Source organism: Hydrogenophaga sp. ANAO-22 (assembly GCF_042466645.1).
In the GTDB taxonomy this organism is placed as follows: domain Bacteria; phylum Pseudomonadota; class Gammaproteobacteria; order Burkholderiales; family Burkholderiaceae_C; genus Hydrogenophaga.
The window spans coordinates 4934012-4946769 of the sequence record NZ_CP159956.1 but is presented as its reverse complement, the minus strand read 5'-3'; the positions used below and the strand labels follow the sequence as shown (position 1 = coordinate 4946769).

Annotated in this window: 11 protein-coding genes; 3 read left to right on the top strand and 8 right to left on the bottom strand. The window is 68.7% G+C overall.

The genetic code is table 11. The features are described 5' to 3' along the window. Positions 1-97 precede the first annotated feature (97 nt). The 8 genes from secG to tsaD form a co-directional block, all read right to left on the bottom strand. Positions 98-502: a preprotein translocase subunit SecG gene (gene secG, locus ABSY19_RS23960; protein ID WP_382156516.1), complete on the bottom strand. Its 405-nt coding sequence runs from the start codon at positions 500-502 to the stop codon at positions 98-100. Between the two features lie 55 nt (positions 503-557). Beyond that, a complete protein-coding gene (gene tpiA, locus ABSY19_RS23955) occupies positions 558-1304 on the bottom strand; it encodes a triose-phosphate isomerase (protein ID WP_382156514.1) in 747 nt (248 codons plus the stop codon). Between the two features lie 22 nt (positions 1305-1326). Then, on the bottom strand, positions 1327-2316 hold the full coding sequence (locus tag ABSY19_RS23950) for an NAD(P)H-quinone oxidoreductase (protein WP_382156512.1): 990 nt from the start codon (positions 2314-2316) through the stop codon (positions 1327-1329). A gap of 20 nt (positions 2317-2336) precedes the next feature. Continuing rightward, entirely contained in the window at positions 2337-4466 is a 2130-nt protein-coding gene (gene pnp, locus ABSY19_RS23945; protein ID WP_382156510.1) for a polyribonucleotide nucleotidyltransferase, read from the bottom strand. A gap of 234 nt (positions 4467-4700) precedes the next feature. Further along, complete coding sequence (gene rpsO, locus ABSY19_RS23940) at positions 4701-4967, bottom strand: 30S ribosomal protein S15 (RefSeq protein ID WP_291117839.1); 267 nt, start codon at positions 4965-4967, stop codon at positions 4701-4703. Positions 4968-5088: 121 nt separating this feature from the next. Further along, positions 5089-6291 carry a pyridoxal phosphate-dependent aminotransferase gene (locus tag ABSY19_RS23935; protein ID WP_382156508.1) on the bottom strand — a complete coding sequence of 401 codons (1203 nt, stop codon included), beginning with the start codon at positions 6289-6291 and terminating at the stop codon, positions 5089-5091. Between the two features lie 20 nt (positions 6292-6311). Then, on the bottom strand, positions 6312-7616 hold the full coding sequence (locus tag ABSY19_RS23930; protein ID WP_382156506.1) for a branched-chain amino acid ABC transporter substrate-binding protein: 1305 nt from the start codon (positions 7614-7616) through the stop codon (positions 6312-6314). A gap of 113 nt (positions 7617-7729) precedes the next feature. Beyond that, positions 7730-8833 carry a tRNA (adenosine(37)-N6)-threonylcarbamoyltransferase complex transferase subunit TsaD gene (gene tsaD / locus ABSY19_RS23925; RefSeq protein ID WP_382156504.1) on the bottom strand — a complete coding sequence of 368 codons (1104 nt, stop codon included), beginning with the start codon at positions 8831-8833 and terminating at the stop codon, positions 7730-7732. 73 nt (positions 8834-8906) lie between these two features. Here tsaD and ABSY19_RS23920 point away from each other — a divergent pair, with 73 nt between their 5' ends. From ABSY19_RS23920 to ntrB, 3 genes are all read left to right on the top strand, one after another. Further along, on the top strand, positions 8907-10178 hold the full coding sequence (locus ABSY19_RS23920; RefSeq protein ID WP_382156502.1) for a nitrate- and nitrite sensing domain-containing protein: 1272 nt from the start codon (positions 8907-8909) through the stop codon (positions 10176-10178). Positions 10179-10511: 333 nt separating this feature from the next. Beyond that, the gene (locus ABSY19_RS23915; RefSeq protein WP_382156500.1) at positions 10512-11780 is read left to right on the top strand and encodes a CmpA/NrtA family ABC transporter substrate-binding protein; all 1269 of its coding nucleotides are present in this window, start codon (positions 10512-10514) and stop codon (positions 11778-11780) included. Between the two features lie 30 nt (positions 11781-11810). Continuing rightward, entirely contained in the window at positions 11811-12749 is a 939-nt protein-coding gene (ntrB, locus tag ABSY19_RS23910; protein WP_382156498.1) for a nitrate ABC transporter permease, read from the top strand. Positions 12750-12758: the final 9 nt, after the last annotated feature.

Below are 12758 nucleotides of genomic sequence, written 5' to 3'. Positions count from 1 at the left end.
CCGGGGGCTGCTCCGGTTTTTCCGAAGGAATCGGTCGGGTTGTCGCAGCGCAGGAAAAGTCCGCCCGGCGTGGTGTCCGGGCGGATGGAGGATCCGCTTACTTGGCGGGAATCTGGGCCGCGCCGGTGGCCGGTGCGGCATCGCCTGCGGCGGCCGGCGCGGGCGCCGTGCCGGTGCCCGGGATCTGCTGGGCGGCGCCGGCCGGTTGCGCGGGCAAGGCAGCGCCTTCCAGCACGGAGCCCGTGCTCGGTGCGGCGGTGCGCAGGTTGCCGAAATACGCCAGGCCCAGCGTGCTGGCCAGGAAGATGGCGGCCAGCACGGCCGTGGTGCGCGACAGGAAGTTCGCGCCACCCGAGGCGCCGAACAGGCTGGCCGAACCGGCGCCACCACCGAAGGCCGCGCCCGCATCGGCGCCCTTGCCGTGCTGCATGAGGATCAGGCCGATCATGCCCAGCGCGGCCAGGATCTGAACCGCCAGCAGGATGGTCAACAAAACGTTCATCTTTTTTCTCCGGAGATATCGGTTGTCGCCGCGCCACCCAGGGCGCGAGCGGGGATTAAGGGGCCGAAGCCACGATCTGAAGGAAGTCGGGCGCCTTGAGCGACGCACCGCCAATGAGGCCGCCGTCGATGTCGGGCTGGGCCAGCAGACTCGCGGCGTTGGCGGCGTTCATGCTGCCGCCGTACAGGATGTGAACCCGACCGGCATTCTGCGTCGCCGCCGAAATCTGGGCGCGCAACACGGCGTGCACCTGCTGCGCCTCTTCGGGCGTGGCGGTCTTGCCGGTGCCGATGGCCCAGACCGGCTCGTAGGCCACGACGATTTCGGTGATGCAGTGGCCGCAGAGGTGGATGACGGCCGCCAGCTGGCGCTTGACCACCTCCTCGGTGTGACCGGCCTCGCGCTCGGCCAGCGTTTCGCCGACGCAGACGATGGGCGTGATGCCCTTGGCCAGCGCGGCTTTCGCCTTCTCGGCCACCAAGGCGTCGGTTTCGCCGTGGTACTGGCGGCGCTCGGAATGGCCCACGATGGCGTAGCGGCAGGCGAAGTCGCGCAGCATGGCCGCCGACACCTCACCGGTGTAGGCGCCCTGCTCCTGGTTCGACACATCCTGCGCACCCCAGGCGATCGGGCTGCCTTGCAGCAGCGCGCCCACCTGCGCCAGGTAGGGCGCGGGCACGCACAGGGCCATGTCGGCCTTGGGCGACTGGCCGCCGAGGCCATCGAGCATGGCCTTGGCCAGCGCTTCGTTGGCGGCCAGCGAGCCGTTCATCTTCCAGTTGCCTGCAATCAGTTTTCTCATGACGGGTTCTTCTCTGACCGGGTCAGGCCCAGCTCAACACGAGCTTGCCAACGTGCTGGTTGGACTCCATCAGCGTGTGCGCCGCCGCGGCCTGCGCGGCGGGGAACACCTGGTGAATCACCGGCTGGATGCGGCCTTCGGCCAGCAAGGGCCACACACGCGCGCGCAGCGAGGCCGCGATCGCCGCCTTGAACGCCACCGGCCGGGGCCGCAGGGTGGACCCCGTGATAGTCAGGCGGCGGCGCAGCACCAGGCCGGCGTTGAACTCGGCCTTGACGCCGCCCTGCACCGCGATGATCACCAGCCGGCCGTCTTCGGCCAGGCATTCGATCTCGCGGCTCACGTAGCTGCCGGCGACCATGTCGAGGATGACGTTGACGCCTTGCTTGCCCGTGAGCTCGGCCACGGCGGCCACGAAGTCCTGGGTCTTGTAGTTGATGGCGTGGTCGGCGCCGAGCTTGAGGCAGGCGGCGCACTTGTCGTCGCTGCCGGCGGTGGCGATCACGCGAGCGCCCAGGGCCTTGGCCATCTGGATCGCGGTCACGCCGATGCCGCTGGTGCCGCCCTGCACCAGCAGGGTTTCACCGGCCTGCAGGCGACCGCGGTCGAACACGTTGCTCCAGACGGTGAAGAAGGTCTCGGGCAGCGAAGCGGCGGCGATGTCGTCCAGACCTTCGGGCACCGGCAGGCATTGCCCCACGGGCGCCACGCACCACTGCGCATAGCCGCCCCCCGCGACCAGCGCGCACACGCGGTCGCCGGCCTTCAGGCCGGCGACCGCCATCGCGGCGGTGTCGCCCGATTCGATCACGCCCGCCACCTCGAGGCCGGGAATGTCGGACGCGCCAGGCGGCACCGGGTAGTTGCCGGTGCGCTGCAGCACGTCAGGGCGGTTCACGCCCGACGCGCCCACACGGATCAGCACCTCGCCCGCACCCGCGACCGGCACCGGGCGTTCGCCCAGGCGCAGGACTTCGGGTGCGCCGTAGGCGCTGATTTCAACGGCTTGCATGACCGGCACCACCGGTGACATCACGACTGAGGCTGCTGAGGTGCCTGCTCGCCGGTGTTGCGTTCGGCCAGGGCCTTCATGGACAGCTTGACGCGGCCCTTTTCATCGGTCTCCAGCACCTTCACGCGCACGATCTGGCCTTCGCTCAGGTAGTCGGTGACCTTCTCGACGCGCTCGTGGGCGATCTGGCTGATGTGCAGCAGGCCGTCCTTGCCGGGCAGCAGGTTGATCAAAGCACCGAAGTCCAGGATCTTGGTGACCGGGCCTTCGTAGACCTTGCCCACTTCCACCTCGGCCGTGATCTGCTCGATGCGGCGCTTGGCTTCGTCGGCCTTGGCCGAGTCGGTCGAGGCGATGGTGATGGTGCCGTCTTCGTCGATGTTGATCTGCGTGCCGGTTTCTTCGGTCAGCGCGCGGATGACGGAGCCGCCCTTGCCGATCACGTCACGGATCTTCTCGGGGTTGATCTTCATGGTGAAGAGCTTGGGCGCGAAGTTGGACACTTCGGTCTTGGCTTCGCCCATGGCTTCCTGCATCTTGCCCAGGATGTGCATGCGGGCTTCCTTGGCCTGGGCCAGCGCGACCTGCATGATTTCCTTGGTGATGCCCTGGATCTTGATGTCCATCTGCAGCGCCGAGATGCCGTTGGTGGTGCCGGCCACCTTGAAGTCCATGTCGCCCAGGTGATCTTCGTCACCCAGGATGTCGGTCAGCACGGCGAAGCGGTTGCCGTCCTTGATCAGGCCCATGGCGATACCGGCCACGTGCGCCTTCATGGGCACGCCGGCGTCCATCAGCGCCAGGCAGCCGCCGCAGACCGAAGCCATCGACGAGGAGCCGTTGGACTCGGTGATCTCGGACACCACGCGCATGGTGTAGGGGAAGTCTTCCTTGCTCGGCAGCGCGGCGATCAGCGCGCGCTTGGCCAGGCGGCCGTGGCCGATCTCGCGGCGCTTGGGCGTGCCGAAACGGCCGGCTTCGCCGGTGGCGAAGGGAGGCATGTTGTAGTGCAGCATGAAGCGGTCTTCGAACTCGCCGGCCAGCGCGTCGATGCGCTGCGCGTCGCGGTCGGTGCCGAGCGTGGCCACGACCAGCGCCTGCGTTTCACCGCGGGTGAACAGGGCCGAGCCGTGGGTGCGGGGCAGCACGCTGTTGCGGATTTCGATGGCGCGCACGGTGCGGGTGTCGCGGCCGTCGATGCGGGGCTCGCCGGCCAGGATCTGGCCACGCACGATCTTGGCTTCGATCTCGAACAGCAGGGCTTCGACGGCCACGCTGTCGAAGTCCACGCCTTCGGCCTTCAGGGCGGCGAACACGTCGGCATAGGCCGTGCGGCAGGCCTGGGTGCGGGCCTGCTTGTTGCGGATCTGGTAGGCGGCTTCGAGCTTGGCCTTGGCCAGAGCGTCGACCTTGGCGATCAGCGGCTCGTCCTTGGCCGGCGGCTGCCAGTCCCAGGCCGGCTTGCCGGCGTCGCGCACGAGTTCGTTGATGGCGGCGATGGCGATCTTGCCCATGTCGTGGCCGTAGACCACGGCGCCCAGCATGACTTCTTCGGACAGCTGGTCGGCTTCGGATTCCACCATCAGCACGGCGGCTTCGGTGCCGGCGACCACGAGGTCGAGCTGGCTGTCCTTGAGCTGGGTCTGGCCCGGGTTGAGCACGTACTCGCCGTTGACATAACCCACGCGGGCCGCGCCGATGGGGCCGTTGAACGGGATGCCGCTGACGGCCAGCGCGGCGGAGGTGGCGATCATCGCGGCGATGTCGGCCTGCACTTCGGGGTTCAGGCTCACCACGTGCACGATCACCTGCACTTCGTTGTAGAAGCCTTCAGGGAACAGCGGGCGGATCGGGCGGTCGATCAGGCGGCAGGTCAGCGTCTCGAGTTCGCTCGGGCGGCCTTCGCGCTTGAAGAAGCTGCCGGGGATCTTGCCGGCGGCGTACGACTTTTCGGTGTAGTCCACCGTCAGGGGGAAGAAGTCCTGGCCGGCCTTGGCCTCGGTCTTGGCGACCACGGTGGCCAGGACCACGGTGTCGTCGATGTTGACCAGCACGGCGCCGGTGGACTGGCGCGCGATTTCGCCGGTTTCCATCGTGACGTGGTGGGGGCCCCACTGGAAGCTCTTGGTGACCTTGTTGAACATGCTCATGGTGTCTCTCCGTTAAATGCGTGCAGCTTCGCTGCACAAAACCCGGAGACACAACCCAGAACACGATGCCATTCCAGAAGGGCTGTGGGCGCCACACCTGGCACACAACCCGTTTGGAATGACACAGCTTCGCTCTGTTGTCGGGGCTCCGGAATCAAAAAAGGCGCGTGACAAGCAAAAAACGCCCGAGCCAGCGAACCAACTCAGGCGTTTCGTGTGTCACAGCCGTGCCAATTACTTGCGCAGGCCCAGTTTCTGGATCAGGGCGATGTAACGCTCGGCGTCCTTGGACTTCAGGTAGTCGAGCAGCTTGCGGCGGCGGCTCACCATGCGCAGCAGACCGCGGCGGCCATGGTGGTCCTTGGCGTGGGTCTTGAAGTGAGGGGTGAGCTCGTTGATGCGGGCGGTCAGCAGTGCGACTTGCACTTCGGGGCTGCCGGTGTCGTTGGCGGCGCGGGCGTTGGCCGCGACCACTTCGGCTTTGATGGATTGGGCGATCATTGAAAGTTCCTTGGCCAGTTGCCTGGCGTTACGTGCGTCCCGCCGCAGCCGATGTGGGCCGCCGCGGGCGTGAAATTGCCGTCCGTGAAGACAGCAACCGCGAATTATAGACCAGAAGGACTCAGGAGGCAGCCGGCGGCTGGGCGGCCAGCCAGTGGCGCAGGCGCTCCACGCCCTGCACCAGGCGGTCCGTGTCGCGGCTGGCGAAGCACCAGCGCAGCCAGCCCGTGGCCTCGGGGCTGAAGGCGCTGCCGGGCGCCAGGCCCAGGCCGGCTTCGCGCACCAGGCGCTTGGCCACCGCCAGGCAATCGTCCTGCCCCGCCAGCCGGAAGAAGGCGTACATGCCGCCCAGCGGCTCGGCCAGGGTCACCCCGGGCAGCGCGCGCAGCAGCGGCACCAGGGTGTCTCGGCAGTGCCGCAGGTGCGCCACCAGGGCCGGCGTGACCTCGTCGCCGCGCTGCAGCGCCACGGTGGCCGCGCGCTGCACGAACACCGGCGCGCAGGAGGTGTTGTATTCAATGAGCTTGCCGATGGCGGCGGTGAGCGCTGGCGGCAGCACCAGCCAACCCAGGCGCCAGCCGGTCATGAGGAAGCTCTTGGAGAAGCTGTGGGCGACGATGACGCGGTCGTCCGGTTCGGCCACGTCCAGGAAGCTGGGCGCGGCGCCGTTGGGCGTGTCGTCCGCGAAATAAAGCCGCTCGTAGACCTCGTCGGCCAGGATCCAGGTGCCGGTGCGGCGGCAGTGCGCGAGGATGGTGCGCTGCTCGGCGGCGCTGAGCGTCCAGCCCGTGGGGTTGTTGGGGGCGTTGACCACCAGCAGGCGGGTCGAGGGCGTGATGGCGGCGAGCAAGGCGTCCATGTCCAGCACCCAGGCCCCCGCCCGGGGGCCATCGGCCTGCACGCGCAGCGGCACGGTCTTGACCTTCGCACCCAGGATGAGCGGCTGCGCCACCAGGTTGGGCCAGGCCGGCGAGACCACGATCACCTCGTCGCCCGCCTCCACCAGGGCCTGCGAGGCCAGCATGAGCCCGTTGACGCCGCCCGAGCTGACGGCCAGGCGGTCGAACCAGTGGCCCGCGCCGCGCCCGGGGTGGAGCTTGTCGGTGTACGCCGCCAGCGCCTCGCGCAGCTCCTGCAGGCCCAGGTTGTGGGTGTAGAAGGTCTCGCCGGCCTGCAGCGAGGCCACGGCCGTGTCGCGGATGAAGCCGGGCGTGACCTCGTCGCTCTCGCCGAACCAGAACTTGAGCACATCGGCCCGGCCCAGGCCCTCGTTGGCCACTTCCCGGATGCGCGAGGCCTCCAGCTGTTCCACCACCTGTCTCATCGGCACACGCTCCCGCAGTATCAAGGTCGCTGCATGGTACAGGTGTGCGGCAGCTCGGCCTGCTGTGGGCTGAGGTTGCGGATCACGCGAAAGCCGTAGCCCGAGCCTTCGACGTCGAACTTGACGCCGGGCGCGCCCTGCCGGTCCATCACGGCCACGGCCAGCGATTGCTGGAACTGGTGGTCGGCGCCGCGCATGCGGGCGCGCTGGCCAGCGAGGGTGACGTCGGCCTTTTCCAGCTGGGCGGCGATGGTGGCGGCGTTGACCGGGCCGGCCGCGCCCGCGCGCTCGATGGCCTGCGCCAGGGCCTCGACGAGCAGCTGCATGCGCATGTGCACGTAGTCGTCGGCCGGGCTGGGGAAACGCTCGCGGAACGATTTGTAGAAGGCCTCGGACTCGGGCGTGGGCACGTTGGGGAACCAGTCGGCCACGGCGATCACCTTGCCGATGCCGGCATCGCCCATGGCGGCGGGCGCGCCCAGCGCGTTGCCGTAGAAGGTGTAGAAGCTGCCCTCGAAGCCGCTTTCGCGCGCGGCCTTCACCAGCAGCGTGAGGTCGTTGCCCCAGTTGCCGGTGAGCACGGCCTGCGCGCCGCTGGCCTTGATCTTGGCGGCGTAGGGCAGGAAGTCCTTCACGCGCGCCATGGGGTGCAGCTCGTCGCCGACGATGGTCACATCGGGCCGCTGGGCCGCGAGCTGGCTGCGCGCCTCGCGCAGCACGGCCTGGCCGAAGCTGTAGTCCTGCCCGATCAGGTAGATGTTCTTGAGCTGCCTGTCCTCGCGCAGCACGCTCATGAGGGCCTTCATGCGCATGTCGGCATGGGCGTCGAAGCGGAAATGCCAGAAGCTGCATTTCTCGTTGGTCAGCACCGGGTCCACCGCCGAGTAGTTGAGGAACAGCACCTGGCGCGCCGTGTCGCGCTCGTTGTGCTTGTTGATGGCGTCGATCAGCGCGCTCGCCGCCGCCGACGAGTTGCCCTGGGCGACGATGGTGACGCCCTTGTCGATCGCCGAGCGCAGCGCCGAGAGGGCCTCGTCGGTCTGGCCCTTGCTGTCGAAACGCTCGATCACCAGCGGGCGGTTGCCGCCGGGCAGCTTCACGCCGCCGCGGGCGTTGACCCGCTCGGTGGCCCAGATCAGGTTGCGGAACACCGCATCGCCGGTGTTGCCGATCGGGCCGGAGAGGCCTTCGATCATGCCGATGCGGATCGGGGCGCCGGTGGCGGGCGCCTGCGCCACGGCCAGGGTGGTGGTCAGGCCGCCCACGAGGGCCGCGACGAACGCGCGGCGGCGCGGCGAAAACAGGGAATCGAACAGGTGTTTCATCAGGGAGGGGCTCCGGGTGCAAAGGCCGGGGGCCGGGACTGGCCCACGCAGCAGAGTCGCCAAGGCGACAGCGCCGGGAGTTTAATTCATAATTACAGGAATCACCCGCCCGCTCATCCAGCGGTGGCAGGAAGGCCCAGGTCGGAAAGCGGCCAGCGCGGTTTCACGTCGAAGGGGTAACCGCCGGCGCCCGCTGCGTCGGCGCCGGCCAGCCCGGCCTGGGCCCGCATGCCGCCGGCCAGCGCGATCATGGCGCCGTTGTCGGTGCACAGGTGCAGCTCGGGGTAGTGCACGCGCACGCCGGCCTGGGCGCAGGCGGCGCCCAACTGCTCGCGCAGCAGCGCATTGGCCCCCACCCCACCAGCCACCACCAGGCGGCGCAGACCGGTCTGGCGGATCGCCATGAAGGATTTCTTCACCAGCACCTCGACGATGGCGGCCTGCACGCTGGCGGCCACGTCGGCCTTCTGCTGCGCGCTCAGCGGGTCGGCCAGGTGCAGCGTGGCCGGGCCGTCCGGGTGGGCATGGGCCAATTTCTTCACCTGGGTGAGCACCGCCGTCTTGAGGCCGGCGAACGAAAAGTCGAGATCGCCGCTGTGCAGCAGCGGGCGCGGGAATTTGTAGGCCTGGGCGTCGCCCTGCTGGGCCAGGCGCGAGAGCGCCGGGCCGCCCGGGTACGGCAAACCCAGCAGCTTGGCCGATTTGTCGAAGGCCTCGCCGGCCGCGTCGTCGATGGTCTCGCCCAGCAGTTCGTAGCGGCCCACGCCGTCCACCCGCATCAACTGGCTGTGGCCACCGGAGACCAGCAGCGCCACGAAGGGGAATTCGGGCGGGTCGGCGCTCAGGAAGGGCGAGAGCAGGTGGCCTTCGAGGTGGTGCACGCCGATCACCGGCTTGCCCAGCGCAAAGCCCAGGGCGCAGGCCACGCCCGAGCCGACCAGCAAGGCGCCGGCCAGCCCCGGCCCCCGGGTGTAGGCGATGGCGTCCACGGCCGAGAGCGGCAGGCCGGCCTGGGCCAGCACGGCGTCGGTCAGCGGCAGGACGCGGCGGATGTGGTCGCGGCTGGCAAGCTCGGGCACCACGCCGCCATAGGCCTGGTGCATTTCAATCTGGCTGTGCAGGGCATGCCCCAACAGCCGGGGGGTGGCGCTGCCGCTGGCATCGACCAGGGCCACGCCGGTTTCGTCGCAGGACGACTCGATTCCCAAAATCCGCATGCGGGGAGTGTACGGGGCGGCATGGTTGTTGCTCAGTGGCAGGGGCATGCCCCCTACCCCACGAACATCCCCCATGAAATCGGGCCTGAGTTTCCTTGTCGCCGCCAAGCGCTGCGAAATCGCCGAGCTGCAGGAGCTCGCGCTGACCAGCGCGCTCGTGAATGTCACCGGCCGGCTCGTGCACGGTCTGCAGCGCGAGCGCGGCCTGTCCAACCTGCACATCGGCTCCCAGGGCGCGCGCTTCACCGACATGCGCGCCCGCCAGATCGAGGAATGCCGCCAGACCGAGGCCGAGCTGCGCGCCTGTTTCGACAGCCTGGACACCGAGTCCGCCCGCGTCGGCCATGGCGCGCGCCTGTTCAGCCGCATCGCCTACGTGCTGCACGGCCTGAACGCGCTCGAAGACCTGCGCGAGCGCGTGGCCTCGCTGGCCTGGACCACCCGCCAGGCCACCGACGCCTACGTGCGCCTGATCGCGGGCCTGCTGGCGGTGGTGTTCGAGGCCGCCGACAGCGCGAGCGACCCGGAGGTCTCGCGCCTGCTGGTGGCGCTGTTCAACTTCATGCAGGGCAAGGAGTTCGCGGGCCAGGAACGCGCCGCCGGCTCGGCCCTGTTCGTCAGCGGCCGCGCCGAGGCGATCGAGCAGCAACGCCTGCTGCACCTGATCGAGTCGCAGGAGCGCTGCCTGCAGGTGTTCGCCGAGTTCGCCAACCCCAAGGCGGTGGACCTGTGGGCGGCCAGCCAGGCCAGCGCCACGCTGGCCGAACTGGAGCGCCTGCGCCGCGTGCTCTGCACCGCCGCGCAGGGCGCGCCGCTCAACGTGCAGCTCAGCCAGGTCTGGTTCGACTGCTGCAGCCAGCGCATGGACCGCATGAAGGCGGTGGAGGACCGGCTCGCGCTCGACCTGCTGCGCGCCTGCGAGGACAAGATCGGTGCCGCCCGGACCGAGCTGGAGGCCTACCAGGCCCTCAGCACCACCGCCCCGCGCGAGGCCAACGCCCTCTCCTTCTTCCAGGATGCACCTTCCGCGGCCGTGCCCGCCGGCTTCGGCGCCACCGCCCAGGGCTATGGCCTGCAGCTGGATCGCTCCATCCTCGAGCTGGTGCAGGACCAGGCGCGCCGCCTGCAGACCATGGGCGAGGAGCTGGACACGGTGCGCGCCAGCCTGAACGAGCGCAAGCTGATCGAGCGCGCCAAGGGCCTGCTGATGGCGCACCGCCAGCTCAGCGAGGAAGAAGCGCACAAGACCATGCGCCAGATGGCCATGAACCAGAACCGCCGGCTGATCGAGGTGGCCGAGGCCGTGCTGGCCATGGCCGACGTGCTGCCCGCCCGGCCGCGCTGACACGCGGCCGGGTGTTGCAGCGCACAAATAGCGTGCCCGCCGGATCGGCTCGCACCAGTTTGAAGCCCACCACCCGGATGCCGCCCCCACCGGCCGCCGGGTTTTTTCCTTGGGAATCAAGCGCTTCTCGCGCGACCCCGGGACAACCCTGAGGCTGGCACGCTAACTGCTTTGATCCAGGCAAAGGAAACCGGGCCAATGGCGGCCTGAGTTCCAGACAGTCTTCCCAGACACGGACAACGGCGTCCATTTCCCGCCCGCTCAGCGCAGGCACGGAAATGGGCGCCGTTGTGCTTTGGGGCAACGCTTTTTTTCATCAGCAAGGAGTTGGACATGAACGCAGACATCCCCACCCCAGCCGACGGCCCCACCGCCTCGCGCCGCGAGTTCATCAAGAAGGGCAGCGCCGTCGGCACGGCCGCCCTCTTCTCCACGCTGGGCCACCACGGGGTCTGGGCCGCCGGCTCCGACGCACCTGAAAAAACCGAAGTCAAGATCGGCTTCATTCCCCTGACCGACTGCGCCAGCGTGGTCATGGCCGCCGAACTCGGCCTGGACAAGAAGCACGGCGTCAAGATCGTCCCGACCAAGGAAGCCAGCTGGGCCGGCGTGCGCGACAAGCTGGTCAATGGCGAACTGGATTTCGCCCACGTGCTCTACGGCCTGATCTATGGCCTGCAACTGGGCACCGCCGGGCCGAAGAAGGACATGGCCATCCTGATGAACCTGAACCAGAACGGCCAGGCCATCACGCTGTCGAAGAAGCTGGCCGAAAAAGGCGCGGTGGACGGCCCCTCCCTGGCCAAGCTGATGGCCACCGAAAAGCGCGAATACACCTTCGCCCAGACCTTCCCCACCGGCACCCACGCCATGTGGCTCTACTACTGGCTGGCGGCGGCCGGCATCGACCCCTTCAAGGACGCGCGCGCCATCGTGGTGCCGCCGCCGCAGATGGTGGCCAACATGCGCGTGGGCAACATGGACGGCTTCTGCGTCGGCGAGCCCTGGAACCACCGCGCCATCATGGACGGCATCGGCATCACGGCCAACACCACGCAGGACATCTGGAAGGACCACCCCGAGAAGGTGCTGGGCACCACGGCCGAGTTCGTGCAGAAGAACCCCAACACCGCGCGCGCCGTGACGGCGGCCATCCTGGAGGCCGGCAAGTGGATCGACGCCGGCCTGCAGAACAAGAACAAGATGGCCGAGACCATCGCCCAGCGCTCCTACGTGAACACCGGCGTGGACGCGATCAACCAGCGCATCCTGGGCCGCTACCAGAACGGCCTGGGCAAGACTTGGGACGACCCCAACCACATGAAGTTCTACAACGACGGGGCGGCCAACTACCCCTACCTGAGCGACGGCATGTGGTTCCTCACCCAGCACAAGCGCTGGGGCCTGCTCAAGTCGCACCCCGACTACCTGGCCGTGGCCAGGCAGGTCAACCGCATCGACATCTACAAGGAAGCCGCGTCCGCCACCAAGACGCCGCTGCCCAAGTCCGACCTGCGCAGCGCCAGGTTCATCGACGGCGTGGTGTGGGACGGCAAGGACCCCGCCAAGTACGCCGACAGCTTCAAGATGAAGGCGGCCTGATCCGGCCCGCCGCACCCGAGGAACACCACCATGGTCAGTGCCGTTTTTCACACCCCCCTGGAGGCCGTGGCGCCCGCCGCCCCCGCGGTGGCCGCCGTGCCCCACCCCAAGCCTTCGGTGGCCGCGCCGCTCGCGCCGGCAGCCATCGAGCCCGCCCGGCCGGCCTCGCCTTCGCCCTGGCGCGAGCGCGGCGCGGGCTTCTTCCGCGGCGTGCTGCCGCCGCTGCTCGGCCTGGGCTTCCTCGTGCTGGTGTGGTCGCTGGTGGCCGGCAGCAGCGACAGCGGCATCCCCACGCCGCTGGCCACCTGGGCGCAGGCCGTGGGCGTGTTCTCCGACCCGTTCTACCAGGCCGGCCCGAACGACCAGGGCGTGGGCTGGAACGTGCTCATGTCGCTGCAGCGCGTGGGCGTGGGCTTCGGCCTGGCCGCGCTGGTGGGCATTCCGGCCGGCTTCGCCATCGGCCGCTTCGACTTCCTCAGCCGCATGTTCAACCCGCTCATCAGCCTGCTGCGCCCGGTCTCGCCGCTGGCCTGGCTGCCGATCGGCCTGCTGGTGTTCAAGGGCGCCAACCCGGCCGCGATCTGGACCATCTTCATCTGCTCGATCTGGCCCATGATCATCAACACCGCCGTGGGCGTGCAGCGCGTGCCGCAGGACTACATGAACGTGGCGCGCGTGCTCAACCTGAGCGAGTGGAAGATCTTCACCAAGATCCTGTTTCCCGCCGTGCTGCCCTACCTGCTGACCGGCGTGCGCCTGGCGGTGGGCACGGCCTGGCTGGTGATCGTGGCCGCCGAGATGCTGACCGGTGGCGTGGGCATCGGCTTCTGGATCTGGGACGAGTGGAACAACCTCAACGTCGCCAGCATCATCATCGCCATCTTCGTGATCGGCATCGTCGGCCTGGTGCTCGAGTTCGGCCTCATCAAGCTGGCCACCCTGTTCACGTTCGAAGAGGTGAAGTCATGAGCGCCGCCC